This is a genomic window from Nostoc sp. DSM 114167 (genome assembly GCF_052692655.1).
In genome coordinates, this window is the sequence record NZ_CP195116.1 from 2401682 (window position 1) to 2420753 (window position 19072).

20 protein-coding genes and 1 pseudogene are annotated in these 19072 nt (G+C 41.6%); 5 read left to right on the forward strand and 16 right to left on the reverse strand.

What is annotated here, in order from left to right:
* Window positions 1–429: 429 nt before the first annotated feature.
* On the forward strand, window positions 430–1137 hold the full coding sequence (locus tag NSTC731_RS10290) for a peptidoglycan-binding domain-containing protein (protein WP_445630717.1): 708 nt from the start codon (window positions 430–432) through the stop codon (window positions 1135–1137).
* Between the two features lie 31 nt (window positions 1138–1168).
* On the opposite strand, the gene NSTC731_RS10295 is transcribed toward NSTC731_RS10290, so the two are convergent.
* A complete protein-coding gene (locus NSTC731_RS10295) occupies window positions 1169–2062 on the reverse strand; it encodes an SDH family Clp fold serine proteinase (RefSeq protein WP_445630718.1) in 894 nt (297 codons plus the stop codon).
* A 98-nt stretch (window positions 2063–2160) separates the two neighbouring features.
* A complete protein-coding gene (locus tag NSTC731_RS10300; protein WP_445630719.1) occupies window positions 2161–4062 on the reverse strand; it encodes a protein kinase domain-containing protein in 1902 nt (633 codons plus the stop codon).
* Window positions 4063–4357: 295 nt separating this feature from the next.
* Here NSTC731_RS10300 and NSTC731_RS10305 point away from each other — a divergent pair, with 295 nt between their 5' ends.
* A complete protein-coding gene (locus NSTC731_RS10305; protein ID WP_445630720.1) occupies window positions 4358–5278 on the forward strand; it encodes a c-type heme family protein in 921 nt (306 codons plus the stop codon).
* Between the two features lie 177 nt (window positions 5279–5455).
* On the opposite strand, the gene NSTC731_RS10310 is transcribed toward NSTC731_RS10305, so the two are convergent.
* Both NSTC731_RS10310 and NSTC731_RS10315 read right to left on the reverse strand, forming a co-directional pair.
* Window positions 5456–6703 carry a protein kinase domain-containing protein gene (locus NSTC731_RS10310; RefSeq protein ID WP_445630721.1) on the reverse strand — a complete coding sequence of 416 codons (1248 nt, stop codon included), beginning with the start codon at window positions 6701–6703 and terminating at the stop codon, window positions 5456–5458.
* A 580-nt stretch (window positions 6704–7283) separates the two neighbouring features.
* A complete protein-coding gene (locus tag NSTC731_RS10315; RefSeq protein WP_445630722.1) occupies window positions 7284–8189 on the reverse strand; it encodes a Uma2 family endonuclease in 906 nt (301 codons plus the stop codon).
* Window positions 8190–8659: 470 nt separating this feature from the next.
* Between NSTC731_RS10315 and NSTC731_RS10320 the strand changes: the two genes are divergently transcribed.
* A complete protein-coding gene (locus tag NSTC731_RS10320; protein WP_445630723.1) occupies window positions 8660–9127 on the forward strand; it encodes a hypothetical protein in 468 nt (155 codons plus the stop codon).
* A 383-nt stretch (window positions 9128–9510) separates the two neighbouring features.
* Here the strand turns inward: NSTC731_RS10320 and NSTC731_RS10325 are convergent, their stop codons facing one another.
* From NSTC731_RS10325 to NSTC731_RS10365, 9 genes are all read right to left on the reverse strand, one after another.
* Window positions 9511–9960: an HNH endonuclease gene (locus NSTC731_RS10325; protein ID WP_445630724.1), complete on the reverse strand. Its 450-nt coding sequence runs from the start codon at window positions 9958–9960 to the stop codon at window positions 9511–9513.
* On the reverse strand, window positions 9953–10192 hold the full coding sequence (locus tag NSTC731_RS10330) for a hypothetical protein (RefSeq protein ID WP_190948550.1): 240 nt from the start codon (window positions 10190–10192) through the stop codon (window positions 9953–9955). The genes NSTC731_RS10325 and NSTC731_RS10330 overlap by 8 nt, the downstream gene beginning before the upstream one ends.
* A gap of 212 nt (window positions 10193–10404) precedes the next feature.
* A complete protein-coding gene (locus tag NSTC731_RS10335; RefSeq protein WP_445630725.1) occupies window positions 10405–10659 on the reverse strand; it encodes a DUF433 domain-containing protein in 255 nt (84 codons plus the stop codon).
* Window positions 10660–10725: 66 nt separating this feature from the next.
* Window positions 10726–11037: a DUF3368 domain-containing protein gene (locus tag NSTC731_RS10340; protein ID WP_445630726.1), complete on the reverse strand. Its 312-nt coding sequence runs from the start codon at window positions 11035–11037 to the stop codon at window positions 10726–10728.
* Window positions 11038–11055: 18 nt separating this feature from the next.
* The gene (locus NSTC731_RS10345; protein ID WP_445630727.1) at window positions 11056–11214 is read right to left on the reverse strand and encodes a hypothetical protein; all 159 of its coding nucleotides are present in this window, start codon (window positions 11212–11214) and stop codon (window positions 11056–11058) included.
* Entirely contained in the window at window positions 11211–11459 is a 249-nt protein-coding gene (locus NSTC731_RS10350; RefSeq protein ID WP_445630728.1) for a UPF0175 family protein, read from the reverse strand. The genes NSTC731_RS10345 and NSTC731_RS10350 overlap by 4 nt, the downstream gene beginning before the upstream one ends.
* A 53-nt stretch (window positions 11460–11512) precedes the next feature.
* Window positions 11513–14158, reverse strand: coding sequence for a protein kinase domain-containing protein (locus NSTC731_RS10355; RefSeq protein ID WP_445630729.1), 2646 nt, complete (start codon window positions 14156–14158; stop codon window positions 11513–11515).
* Between the two features lie 113 nt (window positions 14159–14271).
* Window positions 14272–14511: a type II toxin-antitoxin system HicA family toxin gene (locus tag NSTC731_RS10360; protein WP_445630730.1), complete on the reverse strand. Its 240-nt coding sequence runs from the start codon at window positions 14509–14511 to the stop codon at window positions 14272–14274.
* The gene (locus NSTC731_RS10365; RefSeq protein ID WP_445630731.1) at window positions 14511–14735 is read right to left on the reverse strand and encodes a type II toxin-antitoxin system HicB family antitoxin; all 225 of its coding nucleotides are present in this window, start codon (window positions 14733–14735) and stop codon (window positions 14511–14513) included. The genes NSTC731_RS10360 and NSTC731_RS10365 overlap by 1 nt, the downstream gene beginning before the upstream one ends.
* 37 nt (window positions 14736–14772) lie before the next feature.
* Between NSTC731_RS10365 and NSTC731_RS10370 the strand changes: the two genes are divergently transcribed.
* The gene (locus NSTC731_RS10370; protein ID WP_445630732.1) at window positions 14773–15099 is read left to right on the forward strand and encodes a hypothetical protein; all 327 of its coding nucleotides are present in this window, start codon (window positions 14773–14775) and stop codon (window positions 15097–15099) included.
* A 49-nt stretch (window positions 15100–15148) separates the two neighbouring features.
* Here the strand turns inward: NSTC731_RS10370 and NSTC731_RS10375 are convergent, their stop codons facing one another.
* From NSTC731_RS10375 to radA, 3 genes and pseudogenes are all read right to left on the reverse strand, one after another.
* The gene (locus NSTC731_RS10375; protein WP_445630733.1) at window positions 15149–15424 is read right to left on the reverse strand and encodes a hypothetical protein; all 276 of its coding nucleotides are present in this window, start codon (window positions 15422–15424) and stop codon (window positions 15149–15151) included.
* A gap of 273 nt (window positions 15425–15697) precedes the next feature.
* Window positions 15698–16403 (reverse strand): annotated as a pseudogene (locus NSTC731_RS10380) (Uma2 family endonuclease).
* 247 nt (window positions 16404–16650) lie between these two features.
* Entirely contained in the window at window positions 16651–18171 is a 1521-nt protein-coding gene (radA, locus tag NSTC731_RS10385; protein WP_445630734.1) for a DNA repair protein RadA, read from the reverse strand.
* 171 nt (window positions 18172–18342) lie between these two features.
* Here radA and rpaB point away from each other — a divergent pair, with 171 nt between their 5' ends.
* Window positions 18343–19071 (forward strand): response regulator transcription factor RpaB, encoded by a 729-nt coding sequence (rpaB, locus tag NSTC731_RS10390; RefSeq protein WP_292866575.1) that lies wholly within the window; start codon window positions 18343–18345, stop codon window positions 19069–19071.
* The last annotated feature ends 1 nt before the right edge of the window (window position 19072 follow it).

A 19072-nucleotide genomic window follows, 5' to 3' on the forward strand; every position in this document is an offset into this window, starting at 1 on the left:
CACAGGTAAAGAGACTAGACTTCTTGGCATTTGTGGGGAATTGGGTTTGGGGTAAAGGGGAAGGGGACTTTTGCAGAACCTTTTCCCCTTCCCCTCGCCCCTTATCCCCTTCTTGGGGCCCCACTTTCCCCTTTTCCCGACAAATGCCAAGAAGTCTAATGCACAGATGTGATTTTCTAACGCAGTTTTGGGTTAAAAGGGTGGGTATATTCGCTTCAAATGATAACCACTGTATCTTTGCTAATACAAGATACTTCTTTTGATGGATGACAGAAATTGTTGTTTAAACATCTAGCTAAATTTAACAAAAAAAAATCACAATTTGTTCAAAATTCATTAAATAATCGTGAAAAAAGTTATTAAACAAACTTAAAATGCAGCTGTTAACGTTTATGATCCTGCTGATTTGACCCAAAGGAGTTTTTAAGTATGTGGTGTGGGTTTGGAAAATCAAGCGCAACCTTTGCTGTTACTTGCCTGATGACTGCTAGTTTGGTAATTGCAGACACAGGTTTTGCAGCCCCTCAAAAAAGTTATACGCCCCAGCAATTCCGTGAAGTATTGCGGGGATTAGGCTATAACGTCAAGGTAACAAACACCGCTTTGACAGACGAGGAAACTAAAAAGGCAATTCGAGAATTTCAGACTGGTTATAAGCTAAAACCAGTTGATGGCATCGCAGGGCCAAAAACCCAAAATTTCGCTGCTAACATCGTTCAAATTTTGCACATAAATTTAAATGCAGTGGTGAAGCCAAATCCTCCCCTACCGCGCGATCATTTTTATGGTTCCCGCACGGAAGAAGTGGTGAAGGAGTATCAGAAGAAATATCAGTTGCAAGAAACTGGAATTGCTAATTTAGCACTCCGCCAAAAGCTGAATGAAGAAGCAAAGACACTCTTCAGCCAGCCGACAACTAAACCAACAACTAAACCGACAACTAAACCAACACCAAGAGCAACACCGAGAGCAACACCGACAGCGACACCAACGGCTACGCCAACGGCTACGCCAACGGCTACGCCAACAGCGACACCGACAGCGACACCAACAGCGACACCGACAGCGACACCGACAGCGACACCGACAGCTACGCCAACAGCGACACCAACAGCGACACCAACAGCGACACCCTAGTTGCCAGAAAAAACTCCTACCCCAAAGCCGCTCAAGCGATCTGATTTGGTTCTTCTAAGGGTCTGCCCTTTGGTGTAGGTAGAATTGGACGGCGGTCATTGTAAGGCATAGGAATATACTGCACGCTGGGTCGTCCTCCTTGTGGCTGTGGGTACAGATCCATGAGATCATAAATAGAATGGGGCAGTCCGACGGTTACGGGCAGCCCCATTTCTGTTGCTTCTTCAATAGTGATGGGATAGTCATGGGTGACGCGTCCAGTTGTCAAGGCTTCAATAATCGGTTCGATATTTTCTGGCAAAACTTTTTGCTTAGGTATACTGTCTTTTAGCAAAGTTCGTACAAACCGCTGTACCTGCCCAATTGCTTTGCGTGATAGGTCGGCCATAATTAGGGTTTGGTCATCAATCTCACTGATGGGTTTATCTTCAACCACTTTCAAGATACTGGCTGCGGGGTAATTACCCAATTGGGGATCAACTGGACCCAAGACAGCGTTAGCATCCATAATAATTTCATCAGAGGCGAGGGCAAGCATTGTACCGCCACTCATAGCATAGTGAGGTACAAAAACTGTGACTTTTGCTTGGTGGCGAATTAATGCTCTGGCGATTTGTTCCGTAGCCAAAACTAAACCACCAGGAGTGTGCAAAATTAAGTCAATCGGCACTTCTGGGGGTGTGAGGCGAATTGCTCGCAATATTTGTTCTGAGTCTTCGATAGTAATGTAGCGAGATAGGGGAATTCCCAAAAAGCTAATGGACTCTTGACGGTGAATCAGTAAAATCACCCGACTTTTGCGTTCCTGCTGAAATTCTTGCAAAGCACGCAAGCGCCGATATTCAATTTGACGTTTTTGCCAAAGGGGTTGCAAAGAAGTCAGAAGGAGAAAGATCCAGAATAAATCACCAATACCAAAGCCCATATAATTTATTTTTGTTCAAAAATAACGGTTGCCGTCATTATTGTCACAAATTTGGGGCGATCGCAGTTCTATCTGTAGATTTATAGAAAAATTACGAATTATTTACTACCCCTTCGCCAAATTTTAATCGTATCGTCATCACTACCGCTAACTAGGGTTTGGCCATCGGGACTGAAGGCGACACATCTAACATAGTTAGAATGCCCTGTAAGTGTGCTGATTTCTCTGCCACTGTGTATGTGCCACAGTTTGATTGTGTTATCCCAACTGCCACTAGCCAGAAATTGTCCATCCTGGCTAAAGGCGACTGACCAAACTGAATCAGAATGACCAATGAGAGTACGAATTTCTCTGCCTGTATTTATATGCCAGAGTTTAATCGTGTTGTCACCACTGCCACTGGCGATAATTTCCCCATTTTTGCTGAAGGCAATACAGTTGACAAAGAAAGAATGGCCTGTGAATGTGTAAATGTTCCTGCCTGTATATACTTGCCACAATTTAATTGTGTAATCATTACTGCCACTAGCCACCAGTTGTCTATCCTGGCTATTGGTTGTAAACGTTCTCGGAGAGTAGGCGACTGACGAAACTGGGTCGGAATGACCTGTGAAAGTTTGGATTTCTATGCCTGTGTTTACCTGCCACAGTTTGATTGTGCAGTCAGCGCTGCCACTAGCCAAAAACTTGCCATCTGGACTAAAAGTAACGGAATTTACCCAATTAGCATGACCAGTGAGAGTACGAATTTCTTTACCCGTGTTGACATCCCACAATTTGATTGTATTATCCCAACTCCCGCTAGCTAAAATTCCCCGATTTAGGTCTGCAACTCCCGCAGATTTGCCGGATTCGCCTTGATAAGAAAGGTTTGAAGAGATTGGGATTGGGCTAAAGGCGACGGAATGAACCATACTGGAATGACTAGAATACCAACGACCCAGTTGACGCACTAGCTTGCCAGTGTTCACTTGCCAAAGTTTGATGGTCTTGTCATTACTGCCACTAGCAATAAATTGTCCGTCTGGGCTAATGGCGATCGCATGAACCATACTAGAATGACCTTTGAGGGTCTGTACGCATTTCCAGTTCTGCCGATCTAATACAATAGGTACAGGTAGTTGCTGCTTAGGGCTTATCACTAGAGTAGATGATGTTTTTGTTACATACCCCTCTGTCTCAGAGCCTAATAAATCCAACCACTCTTGCACAGATTGGGGACGATACGTTGACTCCAGATCCATGCCGCACATAATAGCTTGATTTACCCTGTTGCTGATGTTGGGATTAAAATATTGTGGTGGTTCTAAATTGATATTGTGTCGTCTATCATCTGCACTAGTTGGTACAACTGCGGTAAGCAAGTTATACAAAGTAGCAGCTAGGGCGTAAATATCAATGTATTCTCCTCGCGGCGCTTCTGATTCATACTGTTCAGGTGGAGCAAAACCAGGAGTACGATACACTGTATGCCTTTGAATCGTATTAGGAATAAATTCTCTAGCGATGCCAAAGTCTATCAGCACTGCTTCTAATTTATCAATGCGGATCATGATGTTGCGTGGTTTGAGATCCCGATGCAACAGTCCTTTAGAATGGATTAGGGTTAAAGCATCGCCAATTTGCCGGATGTAAAGTAGTGCTTCTGCTTCTGATAGCACCCCTGTTCGCCTTAAGCGCTGTGCTAAGTCTTCCCCTTCGATGTAATCCATCACCATGCAGGGCAAATTCCCTTCATCAAAGATGGTTTCTATCTGTACTATATGAGGGTGGTGGCACACAGCCAGCCGAACTGCTTCATCACGAAAGTCTTGCCTTAACTTGTTTCGGTGGAGTATCCAGGCGGGGTGATTCAGGATTTCTTCTTTGAGGGTTTTAATCACTCGCTGTTGATTTCGTTGATTTCTGGCAAGATAAGTAATGCCAATTCCGCCTTCACCTAGTTGGCTTTCAATAATGTAGCGTCCCCCGAATAAAGACTTTCCTGCATTCCACACCATTAGTAATATTTGACAATTGCTGGTATTTATTTTGGCACGGTATCAGAACAGCCAACACGAATTTTTAGGAATTCCATTTGAATTGCTGTTGTAGCTTTTGAGAACTTAGTTACTTAGATAACATTTTGATTAACCTCAATAATTACTAATAGTATAAAGTTTGAATATACCCTCATAGTTTTGCCTAAACTATGCCCTTATACGAAAATATGAAACTTGATTGCTCATGCTAGAGTAAACAGTAACTTTAGATATATTTGTTCATAATAATTTGACTTGTAGGTAATCTAAAATTATGCTAAAGAATTTAAATTTGAAACAAAAATTTACAATTCTGCTACTAGTAATTTTGACATTTGGTTTGAGCTTGAGTGGATTTACTCTTTCTTCTCTACTGAGGGAGAATGCTAAACAAGATATTAGCTCCACTGGTCTCATGCTCATTCAAACAATGAGTTCTGTTCGTAAATATACCAGTACTCAAGTAAATCCAGAGCTAGTTGATAAATTGGCTACTGAATTTTTGCCGCAAACCGTTCCTGGATACTCAGCACGAGAAGTGTTTGAAATTTTACGGAAAACAACAGACTACCGTGATTTCTTTTATAAAGAAGCAACTCTCAATCCCACAAATCTTCGGGATAAGGCTGACGGTTTTGAGACGGAAATTGTAGAACAGTTCAGAAATAAATCAGACCTTAAAGAAGTTAGTGGATTTCGCTCAATTCCTGGTGGGGATATCTTTTATATTGCTCGTCCCTTAGCAGTGTCTGAACAAAGCTGTCTGGCCTGTCATAGCGTACCTGAAGCTGCACCTCAAAGTATGATTAGTCTTTATGGTGCTGCTAATGGATTTGGGTGGAAACTTAATGAAATTGTTGGCGCTCAGATTATATCAGTACCCGCCAAGAATGTCATTAATAAAGCAAATCAGTCTTCTTTACTAATTATCTTGATTGTATCAGCTATATTTATAGCGACTATCCTATTAGTCAACTTGTTCTTGAATCGACAAGTTGTAATTCCTCTCAAACGCATGACTCGTATAGCCGAAGAAGTTAGTACGGGACATATGGAAGTTGAATTTGAGCAGATGTCTAATGATGAAATCGGTAATTTAGCTAGAGCCTTTAAACGGATGCAGTTAAGTTTAGAAATGGCAATGAAAAGAATCAAACGTACTCAAGGAGGTACAGGCGATTACAATAATTCATAATGATGCTCTCTACGAGAGGCTACATTTAGCTTGCTTCTTTGCAAAGGTACGTGAACTATCTACTGCTACGCTAATGCAATGACTTCTGTAGAAGACCTTGCGTGTAGCTTTGCTAAAAAACCTTGTTACTTTTATGAAATCTCTTGACTTCAACTTACTTTCATAATGTCTATATCTCTATGAAAATAAGCTTTTTTTGAATTCAAAAGCTGCTTGAAAGTTAGGAATTTCCTTAGTTACAAGTTCAATGAATTGGTCAGCTGAAATATAAGGATTGTGAGCTAGTATTTCTTCTATAATCAGATTTGCCATTGGTCCGATGTGATAGGCTAATTCTTGCTGGCAATGTTTGATAAATGCTGGTTGGAGTAAAGATTGTTGCTGTTGTTCAATTTTTCGCCCATTTTGTGGACTAGTAGGTGAATTAAAAATTGTTTCTTCAGGTTGGTTATATGACTGCGATATGGCTGACATAGCCTGAAATTCAGGGTTAAATACTGTAGCCGGCAAATCATCAACCATGAATGCAGAAGATATTGCTATTTCTGGTTCTCCAATACGTTCTAAATCTCTAAGAACTTCGCTGGCTGTTTGGTATCGCTTGTTAGGTCTATCTTCCAACATACAGTCAAGCACTTGAGCAAACTCATCAGTAACATAGGTATAATCACGCCAGTTCCATTCAAGTGAGTATTGATCCATTAATAAAGATGGATCTCTAGCTGTGAGTAATACAATAGCAGTTACACCCAAAGCATAAAGGTCACTGGAGGGCGAACATAAACCCAAACTAATCTGTTCGCGGGGAGCATATCCAACTTTGCCGACAAGGGACATTTTGCCAACAAACGTTACCTGGTGGTTGGAACTTCTTCCTTCGTTAATATCAGCAATTTGCTTGCCTACCCCGAAATCAATCAGCACTGGCAGATCCTTGCCATCGGGTAACATGATGTTGTCTGGAGAAATATCTCGATGGATAATGTTGTGCTGGTGAACATATTCCAAAACAGGCAGCAGATTCTTTAGCCACTGGATAACTTCGTCTTCAGAAAAATTTCTTCCTTGACGTTGCAGTTCTCCTAGCAGTCTTGAATATGTTTTACCATCAACATACTCTTGTACTAGGAATAGCCGACCATCTCCTTCAAAGCAAGCCAAAAACTTAGGAATTTGAGGATGTTGCAATTGATGAAGAATTTTTGCCTCTCTTTTAAATAAGTTCCGATATTGTTCCAGTCCACTTTCGCCTGTGCCAATGGGTGCAAATTCTTTGAGAACACAGGCTTCATTAAACCGACGAGTGTCAAATGCTAAGTAAGTTCGTCCCAATCCTCCCTGTCCTAGAAGTTTTTGGATAATATAGCGGTTATCGATTAGAGTTCCAGCAGCTATTTCTGGTCTTGTCATAGGGGACTGTGACATCATCATCGCACTCCTAGCGATTTTGTTATTGATAAATTATCTAATTTGCTGAAAGTCAGAAACTCTAGCAGATAAGGGCTGATAACATCCTTTAAATTGAGGTTAGCACCACTATCAAGCCAAGGAAATACACTTTTCTACAATTTTCTGATGGTCTTGTGTTACCAAATAGACGATTTTAACTTGAGTAATTCGATCGTAATACTAATACTTAAGTATTTTAGCCGCTGCAACATAATCAGTGTCTGCGGTAATATCTGCAAATGTTCAGGGCATCGCCTTTGAGATTTGCTGCTGAACCTTATCCCCATAGTTACCCAATTGAAACTGGGTTGAGGAACAGTAAGGATATAGCGTGACATCATAGTTTTTCATAAAAAATGAGGTTGCTATAGACTTGCTGAAAGAAATATTATATGTATTTCAAGTGCTAAATATGCGATCGCTCTCAAAAATTAATCTTTCTGAGAGCTAATATCATTATCAGATAGCGGCTTCGGTATCAGCTATCAAAGTTTTCATTACAAGTGATTCCTCAAAAGCAGAAAATGATGCTGCGTATCAGAAAAGACTCCTGAAGCTACAATAATTCATTTAGTTCGTCAGGATTCACGCCTAACTGACGCAAACGTTCTGCTAATTGTTCAGCTTTTCGTTTGGCTTGAGCAGCTTCTTGTTTCGCTTCTGTAGCTTCTTGTCTAGCTTCTGTAGCTTCTTGTTTCGCTTCTGTAGCTTCTTGTCTAGCTTCTGTAGCTTCTTGTTCAGCAATTATAGCTCGTTCAGTTGCAGCAGCAGCTTCCTCTGTGGGTGCGGGAATTAATTCTCCTGTCAAAGTGAACCACCTTAACCACAACTTTTCAATATCTCGAAATGAACCTTGCCATAAGCCTAAACTTAAATCTATCTCTGGCATTAGTAAGCGCCCTTCCGTCAAATTCATCGGTTCATAGTGACCGCCGACTAACTGAAAAGCCCGAAGTTCATTAGTGTAGCGACTAAAAACAATATAGTAGGGAATCCGCAAAATTCGCTCATAAACTTCCCATTTGCTAGGAGGTTTATCTGCTGCACTTTCTCTTCTTGTGCCTAAATCTTCGTCTTCCGTACCTGGAGATAATAACTCAACAACTACAAAGGGATTTGCTGGTTCTTGCCAAGTGACATAACTTAACCGCAAGTCTTGGCCTTTATACCCTTTATATAATTTTCCTACACCTACTACACCAAACCAATCTGGGCGTTTATACCACAAAGGATGCTGTAAATCATAATAGAGATTAAGGTCAGCCGCACTGTAAACTAGTTCGGGATTCCAGTTCATGGGCTGAAAAGTTAAGTATAAAAGTAAGGGTTGTAAAAAGTGGAAATCGTCTGGCAAGCCTGGTTCCTCTGGGTTGTCACTTGGTAAATCATACATTGTTGGTAGGGTTTCCCAAGGAGGAAGCGGTGGGTCAGATTGAGGGATGTAATGGGGAGAAGAAGTCATATTAAAAATTCAAAATTCAAAACTTGTACTGAGCGTAGCCGAAGTATTCACGCATTCAAAATTAATGTTATTCCACAACTAGCTGCGAAGTGTTCATGCACCGCTCTGCTAACGCCAAATTTGAAGATTACCTTTGCTACTATTATCTCTAAATGTTCGGCTTCCTTGGGTAAAATGCCACTCAATACTTTTCGGATAAGCCTAACAATCTCTCTTTTGGTCTGGGAAAAGGTTAAAGGGCAAAGGGGAAAAGGTAAATTCAAACCCTTTCCCTTTCCCCTTTCCCCCTTAACCGAAAAGTATTGAAATGCCACTGGACTCTAATCGTGAAATTTGCTCAAGGTTGGTAATTAGCTAGATATCGCTTGTTGAAAGGTATAAAAAATTTTGTTAATTGCTTATAAATAACTATTACTTTCTAAATTACTTGGGGAATACTGAAATTTAGTACCATTAAAGGTGTATGAAAAATGGCAGATAATAAAGTCAGTGCAAAACTTTCTTCTGCAGACAGGGAAGCCGTGATGCAAGCTATTACTACTATCCGCGAAAAGTTACCGTTCTTGATTGATTTGACAACCGAGGAACGTAAAGCTTTACCCAAGCTGGGCGATAAGAGTCGGGCGTTTGTGAGTAAAGCTTTAGAAATCGCCACACAAAACCCTGACTTTTTACCGCGTTCTTTTGACTTGAATGAAATGCGTCAGGATATCGAACTATTTGAAGCCCTGTACCCCATTATGCTGTCGTTGACGCAACTGCAAGGACTGGTGGATGATACATCTGTGGCTGTTGGTAGCGAAGCTTATGCGGCGGGTTTGATGGTATATAACTATGCCAAAGTTAGTGGTAAAGGCGCGGGTTTAGAGTCAATGGTTGATGATTTAGGGCGAAGATTTGCGCGGAAAGCTAAAAAAGCGCAACCACAAACTTCATAAGTCGAGAAATTAACTCGACGCTTGTACCTAAAAACATAAAACTTGCTGCTCTGAGCTTGGGTGTTTCAGTTTCAAGTGAGACACTCCGAGTTCAGAGCATTAATATTTTAGTTCCAAGTGAGAACGTTTTCGTTTGAAACGAGAACATTTCGGTTTCAAGTGAGAATGTTTTGGGTTGAAACGAGAAATTTTCGGTTTGAAGTGAGAATGTTTTGGGTTGAAACGAGAAATTTTCGGTTTGAAGTGAGAACGTTCTGGTTTAAAACGAGAACATTGTGGTTTGAAGTGAGAATATTTTCGTTTAAAGTTAAAATTTTTGTGTTTAGAGCTAAATAGTAGTAGGTTCAAGAGCAATACGCTTCAGCTAAAGAGAATTATAGCGACTAGGTTTTTCGGCGATCTTCACTAGGAGGATGCAACCCAGCTTGAAACCAAAAACCTCGCGCACTCTGAATTGAGTCATCTTCTGGATAGCGTTCATCGTTCATATCAAGTCGCTTGCAGGTTGCTCTACCAGTGGGTGTAATTCCGATAATTGTCCTACCATCTGCTGACCAGAGAAAATGCTCTGACCAAATTTGTTGACGAGGATTAAAGAGGGGTACTACTGCTTGAGTCTCTGAGTCATATCCCGCGATAAAGTTGTAGCGACGTTCGTTACAACGGCGACAAGCCAAGGCTAAATTATTAATTTCATCATCACCACCAATAGACTTTGGTATCAAATGGTCTACTGTAAATCTTGTTGTAGAAATGCGTTCTGGAGAATGGCAATACTCGCACAAATAATTGGCGCGTTTTCGGACAATTTCTTTAGTAGCATCATCAATCATCTTTTTGAGCTACCAGCATCGCATTAATATGGGTAAAAATTCTATCTAGTTCTCCAATTTCTTCAAGTTCGATAACTTCTTCTGGAGTTAGTAAATCAGCTTTTTTGCGTTCTAAAAGTTCTTCCATCCGTGCTTGCAGTTCATCATTAAATTTGAACAGATTAAATTTATCCAGCTTTTCTATTCTGATACTGCCAATCAAGGATGAAGGTCTAGCGATTACGGTTGTCATAGTTAGGGCGATATAATTTATTGATATGTGCTTTTATTTTAGTGTTTTAATAGCTTGCTTCATAGGAAGTTAGGACATAATAGCCTAACTGGCGCAGTTCTCTGACTATATCCATTGGAAAATTCTCATTAGAGTAAAGCTTAACCATCATCATCCTCAGCGAACGTGATGATTGCTCGATTTAATTGTTCTTGGTGCTGTTCATAATAAGTCTAGGCAGCTTTTAGATCGTCATGGGTTAGAGTAGGATAATTTCGCAGTAACTCTTCCTCATCTGCTCCCTGTTGGCGAAAAGCCACTAGCGTCCACACAGGGATGCGCGTATTGCGAATGCGTGGCTGTCCCCCGCAGACACCGACTGTCACTTGAATTGGCTGGCTGCTTAGTCGCTGTTGCAGAAAAATGCGTTCTTCTAGGGTGAGGGATTCGATGATTTGTACCAGCGAATCGACTAATCGCGTATTCATTTCCGTTTTCTAAAATTATCCGTCCACAAGTGTTGCTCGTCTTGCATTGCTTAAACGGTATCTATGTTACTCTGCTACAGTATTTAAAATACGAGCGTAGAGATCGTCAGCAACTCTAAACTCCGCGTTAGCAATTAGCTCATCAAGTAGAGGTTTAACAGCTAAAATAAATCCTTTTTGTTTGGCTTCGATGAGAACATCTAACAACCCTGTAATCCGCAATCCTAAGCTATCAGCTTTTGCTCTACCTCGACGTTCATCAATAAGTAGCAATTCTGCCTTGAGTTCAATCGCAAGTGTAATTGCTTCGCATTCACCTTCATCCAATTGCTGTCGTAAAAGGGTTGTGACTAGGGAGCGATTTGTTACTTGGCGCATCTCAATCCATTTCAACGTTTACACTTCAATTGCACCAGGTACAGGTACACCTGTAGCTGTTAGTTCTTGATAAACAGCTTTCGGAATCAGGATTGTATTGTATAGTTGCCTAAGTAAGTTTAATTGACCTATTGCAGCTAGGTTGGTGATTGGCGAGGTATCACCAATTACAATCACAACCTGCCTAACTCCCGCAAGTTTTTTAAATCGAGTTCAAAATCTTCTATATCATAAGAGTAAAGAGGAATTTTGCGCTCTTTGAGCAGCTGTCGAAACTGTACTTTATCCATTTCTGCTAACTTGCTGGCGTGTCCTAAAGGCAATTTACCAGACTGAAACAATAGCAATGCAATTTCCTGCTTGAATTCGGCTGCGGTCATCCCACAGGCTTTTAAGGTTTCATCGGATATAATGACGCTCATATATATTGATTGTGCGCTAGTTCTAATATTATTGTGACGCTGTTATTCCACAACTAGCTGCGTCGCCATATTTTGATATTTCCGCTATTGTCTCCAGCAGCAAGCCAATTTTCATCGGGGCTAAAGGCGACGGAATTAACTGAGTCAAAATGACTGAGGGTAAGAATTTCTCTACCTGTTGCGACTTCCCACAGTTTGATAGTTTTATCAGCACTACCACTAGCCAAGATTTGCCCATCACTACTAATGGCGACGGAATTAACCGAGTTAGAATGACCAGTTAGAGTACAAATTTCTTTACCTGTTGTGACTGACCACAATTTGATAGTGTTGTCCCGACTACCACTAGCCAGTATTTGCCCATCGCTACTTATGGCTACGGACATAACATGCCAAGAATGACCAGTTAGGGTACAAATTTCTTTACCTGTTGTGACTGACCACAATTTGATAGTGTTGTCAGCACTACCACTAGCCAGTATTTGCCTATCGCTACTCATGGCTACAGACATAACATACGATGAATGACTAGTTAAGGTGTGAATTGCTTGACCTGTTACCACTGACCACAGCTTGATAGTGTTGTCCGTACTAGCGCTAGCCAGAATTTGCCCATCACTACTAATGGCGATGGAAAAAAGTGATTTAGAATGACCAGTTAGAGTGCGAATTTCTCTACCTGTTGCAACTTCCAAGAATTTGATAGTTTTGTCAGCACTACCACTAGCCAGAATTTGCCCATCCCTACTTATGACGACGGAATTAACCGAGTTAGAATGGCCACTCAAAATGAGAATTTCTCTGCCTGTGGCGACTGACCGCAGTTTGATAGTTTCGTCTATACTACCACTAGCCAGGATTTGCCCATCACTACTGATGGCGACGGAATTAACCGAGTTAGAATGACCAGTCAGGGTGTAAATTTCTTTGCCTGTGACTACTTCCCATAGTTTGATACTCCCATCCCGACTACCACTAGCCAGCATTTGACCATCACTACTGATGGCGACGGACAAAACCAAATCAGAATAGCCACTCAGAGTGCGAATTTCTCTACCTGTTGGGATTGACCACAGTTTGATAGTCTTGTCCCAACTACCGCTAGCCAGAATTTGTCCGTCACCAGTGATGGTTACGGGATAAACCCCGTCAGAATGATCAGTCAACGTGCGAATTTCTGTAACCTTGATCTTTTGCAGCCAATTTTTTGAGAGTTCCCACAGTTTGATGGTTTTGTCAGCACTACCGCTAGCCAGTATTCGCCCATCACTACTCATGGCTACAGAAAAAACATAGTGGGAATGACCAGTCAGTGTTTGAATTTCTCTACCTGTTGCCACCGACCACAATTTGATAGTCTTGTCCACACTACCACTAGCGACAATTTGCCCATCAGTACTGATGGCGACGGAAAAAACTGATTCGGTATGACCGGTCAGGGTACGAATTTCTTTACCTGTGGCGACTGACCACAATTTGATAGTTTTATCAGCACTAGCACTGGCTAGTATTTTACCATCATTACTAATGGCAACGGAATTAACAGCGTGGGAGTGACCAATGAAAGTGCAAATTTCTCTACCTGTTGCGACTGACCACAGTTTGATGGTTTTGTCTTCACTACCACTAGCCAGCATTTGCCCATCACTACTGATGGCTACGCCTGCGAAACTAACCAATTCGGAATGACCAGTTAGGGTGCGGATAAGTTCACCTGTAGTTGATGAAAACAAGTGAATAACTGAACCTGGCATACTTGCTAGGATATCTCCCTTGGGACTAAGGGCTATTCCAGAAATACCTGGGATGATGTGGACGCATTCCCAAGATAGGGGTGTTTGAGGAGAAGATATTACTGGTTGTGTTGGCGGTATGGGACTTGCACCCAGCAAATCCAACCACTCCTGTACTGACTGGGGGCGAAATTTGTAATTTAACGCCATCCCCCGCATAATTGCCTCATTCACCCGATCGCCCACACTCGAATTCAATTCTTTAGGCGATCGCATGGTAAAATTTTGCAGTCTGACTGGTACTGGCATCGGCAACTCTCCAGTCAGCAAAGAATATAACGTAGCGGCTAAGGCGTAAACATCAATATATTCTCCCCGTTCGGCATCAGGTAAATACTGCTCAGGTGGCGCATAACCAGGAGTAAGATTTTGTGTGTGTTGTTGAACTCCACCGGGAATAAATTGTCTGGCAATACCAAAGTCAATTAACACTGCCTCTGGTTTACCCGCACGCATCATAATGTTACTTGGCTTTAAATCCCGATGCAGTAAACCTTTGTCGTGAACCAGTATCAAAGCTTCGCCAATTTGTCTAATATATTGCAGTGCTTCTGCTTCTGGTAACGCACCTTTTTCGGTTATTCGCTTTCCCAAATCTTCGCCTTCGATATACTCCATCACCATGCAGGGAAAATTACCTTCATCAAAGACGTTTTCTACCTGCACTATATGAGGATGGTGACACAAAGCCAGTCGCAAAGCTTCATCGCGAAAGTCTTGCCGTAATTTATCTTGATGTCGTATCCAGTCAGGATGATTCAGGATTTGTTCTCTGAGAGTTTTGATAACTCGCAATTCACCGCGTCGATTTTTTACCAGATAAGTTATACCTATGCCACCTTCGCCTAATTTTCTTTCGATGATGTAGCGATCGCCAAATAACTGCTGCCCTGGATTCCACGCCATTGGTCAAAACCGTAGTTTCACTGATATTTTATTTTGGCACATCATAAATATCAGTTTTTGGCAAGGTTAATGTATAAACTTTGTATGCAATATATCTACATTTAGCTGTTTACTCAACTTTGCTCATAGGCTGTTAAGAATTCATCCCGCGAGATAGCTACTTGAGTGCAAATCGATCTTAATGTCCCTGATTTAATTTGGGATTGATTAGGCATTACTAATGGTGTCTGCGAGCCATCTTCATTTTCTCGCACCATAACAATATGTTCGCGTTCCCGAACAATGCGAAACCCTAATAACTCAAATGCTTTGATAACTCTTTTCTTTGGAGCATCTACAGGAAACTTGGGCATTAAATAGCCACCTCTGCTTCTGTCAGAAAAGCTTCGATTACTGGTGAGTCATCTTCAAGCATTTCTTTGCCAAATATCTCGATATAGCAGCGAATAGCTGACTTGACATCGGCTAAGGCTTCTTCATAAGTGTTTCCTTGACCAACTACAGCCCCTTTTATACCAAGAGGATAGGCAACATAACCGTCAGAATGTTTTTCAACGATAATTTTGATTTGTCTCATTACTGGTGTTTAACAAGGTAGACTTTAAGCAATGTCGATGGAGCCTACAATAAGCAGTGTATTCAATTGTAATAAACTTATGGCGATCGCAGTAGCTAAACCTTCATCCTGGCTAGAGAATGGTATTCAACTTCAAAAAGTCAATAAACTTTATCTGTTTAAAATTACAGATGAAATGTCAGATCGAATGCAAGAACTTGTTGATAAAAAAACTGCTGATTCTGAAACACCAGAAGAAGCTGCTGAACTGGAAGCAATTGGAGAATTAGCGATAATTGTTAGCTACATCAATGGCATGATTGCTAATGAAGCACAAAAATCTAATGAAACAGGCAACCAGGAAGAAGGATTGGATAGGAACTAATCAGAATTCAGAAAAAGAGACGTTGCAATGCAACGTCTCTACATTTGGGTTATTGGATCGGGATTTGCCGGATTAGAATACTCATTACTTCATCTGGACTCCCAGTTGGTACTAGTGGACTCCAATCTCCGACGCTGGCGTAGCCAATTACCTGCAAATGGTGAATGGTACTGGTAACGGTTTCAAGAGAACCTATCAATATATGCTTGATAGGTTTTCTTTTGGGAAATGGGCTTTGAGTAGATTCTTTGGGAGCAGGTGTATTTAAATATTCACCTAAGAACTGTTCTAACTTTGACTGGGCGGAATCTTTGTGTTGTGCCATGATTGTATTTATCTCCTGATAAGGGGGCCGATAAGGGCGATCGCATTCATCTTTTGCGGGATTGGGCGATCGCCTTTATCATGGTTTTATACTAATGTATAAAATTATACTTTGTCAACTATGAATTCAAAAATTTCTATCAATAATTCCCAATTTTTAACGAGAATAAATTATGTCTAATTCGAGTTATTTAAAATTTTATTGCTATAAAAAAATGCTAGATTTAGCAAATTTTTAACTAAACCTAGCAATCTTTAATTATTTACAAGAAGTCTAATCTTCCGGTTCAATTCCCGCAGCCCGCAACTGTGCTGCTAATCGTTCGGCGCGTTGGCGTTCTTGTTCGGCTAATTCTGTTCCCCAAGGTAGAAGGTTTCCTTGTTCATCCCACTACCGCAACCATTTCGTTGTGCGATTTTCACGAGTACTTGCCACACCCAAGATAAAGATTCATTTCTGCTATCCAGTAGCGTTGATTTTCATCAGGCTCTTGCAAAATGTATTGTTCTGTATTCTGCAAGCGATACATCTCAAAACTGCCGCTGTCTGGCTCAAAAATAATGTAGTTTGGTACTTTTAAGATGCGCTCGTAGAAAAACCATTTTCCTGGGGGATATGTCGCTTTGATAGAATATTCTGTCTCCTGTGTATCAGAAACAAATTTCATTACAATTACGAGAATGTCACCTTGTAATTGAGGTGTGTAACTGCGTATTACTTCTTCTCTACTAACATTAATTTTGGCAATGAAAGCCCAATCAGGCGCTTTAATGACTATTTTGTTATTTAGAGTGGCACAAATGCCATAATTAGTTGTTGCCAGGGCGTTAGCTGAAATTTTTCCAGCTAATTGTAGGCTTTCTGTGAGTGCAGCAGCTAAGGCTGGTTGGTTGATGTTATCCACTGGATCGTCGGGGAGTTTGTAATCATCGGGTAGTTTTTCCCAAGTGATTTTGTAGTCTTGAGTGAGGGTTGCCATGATGGGTTTTTCTTTGGTGTGTAAAAGTGACTGTTGAGTTAGGAGTTAGGAGTTAGGAGTTATTCTCCTTGTCTGGTTGTCCCCTCATCTCCCCCATTTCCCTCATCTCCCGCGTTATCCTTAGGGACTTCCAAGAAATAAATTATCCACTCTTGTGGGGTGGGCGACACGAGCGCCCGTTGACACCAATGACAAGATGTCCACCCCACAAGAAAATTTGTATATTTTTTTATTTGGAAGTCCCTTATTAATCTTCATCGGGTTCTAAATCGTCGGCTGTCAATTCTTGATGCGGGATGGCGGCAATAATCGCATCTATTACTTTGGCAACGGGTAAAATCTCGATATCAAGATCGGGGAATTTTTGTCCTTTAGGGACGATCGCTCTTTTAAATCCCAACTTAGCAGCTTCTTTCAACCGCAATTCCATTTGGGAAACCGATCGCACTTGTCCGCCTAACCCAACTTCACCGATTAATACTGTACCGGGATCGACGATGCGATCGCGGAAACTAGCGACAATTGCGATCGCAATTCCTAAATCTACCGCCGGTTCTTCCACATTCAACCCACCCGCAGAAGCAACGTAGGAATCCAACTTGGACATGGGAATTCCCACCCGTTTTTCTAAAACGGCGAGAATTTGCACCAAGCGGTTGTAATCTACGCCAGTTCCAGCACGACGGGGTGAGGGGTAGCTAGTGGGACTCACCAAAGCTTGCAATTCTACAACGATCGGGCGAGTGCCTTCACAAGCAACCACAATCGCAGTACCGGGTGCGGGATCGTCACGGTTGCCTAAAAATAGCTCTGAGGGGTTGGAGACTTCTCGCAATCCATCTGTCACCATTTCAAAGATGCCGATTTCGTGAGTTGCGCCGAAGCGGTTTTTGACTGTCCGTAATAACCGATGGGAAGCAAAGCGATCGCCTTCAAAATACAATACTGTATCGACTAAATGTTCTAAAACTTTTGGCCCAGCGATCGCTCCTTCTTTGGTGACGTGTCCCACAATCAGCATGGTGATATCTTCGTGCTTCGCCACTTTCATCAGTGCTGCGGTACATTCTCGTACCTGAGCTACTGAACCTGGTGCAGAAGTTAGCGCTGGAAAAAACACTGTTTGGATACTATCAATTACCGCCACATTTGGTTTGAGAGAGTCTATTTCTCGTAAAATTTCTTCTAAATCTGTTTCTGGCAGTACATATAAATCTGCACCTATACTGTCAGGGTCTATAGAAATCGTAGTATCTACTACTGTTACCTTCTCCTCATTTACCATACTTAGGGGTTTTGATACTCCCAACCGAGAAGCTCGTAATTTTACCTGCTGTCCTGATTCTTCACCAGTTACGTAAAGGATGCGATATTTCTGTGCTAATTGATTAGAGACTTGCAACAATAAAGTCGATTTACCAATACCTGGATCGCCACCAATCAGCACCATCGAGCCAGGGACAACCCCACCTCCAAGTACTCGATCTAATTCTCCATAACCAGACTCCCAGCGAGCGATTTGGCGATCGGTAATTTGGTTAAATGTTAAGGAGGCTCGCGCTTTAGCTGGTTTAGCGTGAGATTTGCCATTGCCTTGAGTTGATTGCCAACCACTCACTCCTCCCCGACTGGGTACATCTACTGAGGATTGAATCGAAATTTGTTCTTCTAGAGAGTTGTAAGTACCGCAAGCTGGACACTTACCAAACCATTGGGGCGATTCTGCTCCACATTCATTACAAACAAAAAAGGTTTTTGGCTTTGCCATTCTTAAATCTTATTAAATAATCTTAATATTTACTTAATTCTTGAAAAAAACTAAAAACTAATAATATGTGGTATTTAGAGCTTTTTCCAAATCAATTCATGGAATGATATCTTAATATTATGGTATTAAAAATTAATCATGTAAATTTTTAGTCAAGGAGCCTAGAGAAACTTGGAAAGCCATAAAGAAAAAATCTTGGTGGTAGACGACGAAGCCAGCATTCGCCGGATTTTGGAAACACGCCTTTCCATGATTGGCTACGATGTAGTGACCGCTGGCGACGGGGAAGAAGCTTTGGATACTTTTCGCAAAACTGAGCCTGACCTGGTAGTTTTAGATGTAATGATGCCAAAGCTAGACGGCTATGGTGTATGTCAAGAATTACGAAAAGAATCAGATGTCCCCATTATTATGCTAACAGCTTTGGGTGATGTCGCCGATCGCATCACCGGGTTAGAATTGGGTGCTGATGACTATGTAGTTAAACCATTTTCCCCCAAGGAACTAGAAGCCCGGATTCGCTCGGTGCTGCGGCGAGTAGATAAAAACGGTGCTTCTGGTATTCCCAGCTCTGGGGTAATTCATGTCGCGAATATTAAAATTGATACGAATAAGCGACAAGTCTACAAAGGCGATGAGCGGATTCGATTGACGGGTATGGAGTTCAGCTTGTTAGAGTTGTTAGTCAGTCGCTCTGGAGAAGCTTTTTCTCGTTCGGAAATTTTGCAGGAAGTATGGGGTTATACACCAGAACGTCATGTAGATACCCGCGTAGTAGATGTGCATATATCGCGTTTGCGGGCAAAATTAGAAGACGATCCTAGCAACCCAGAATTGATTCTCACCGCGCGGGGTACTGGTTATCTTTTCCAGCGGATTATTGAACCAGGAGAGGAGTGAG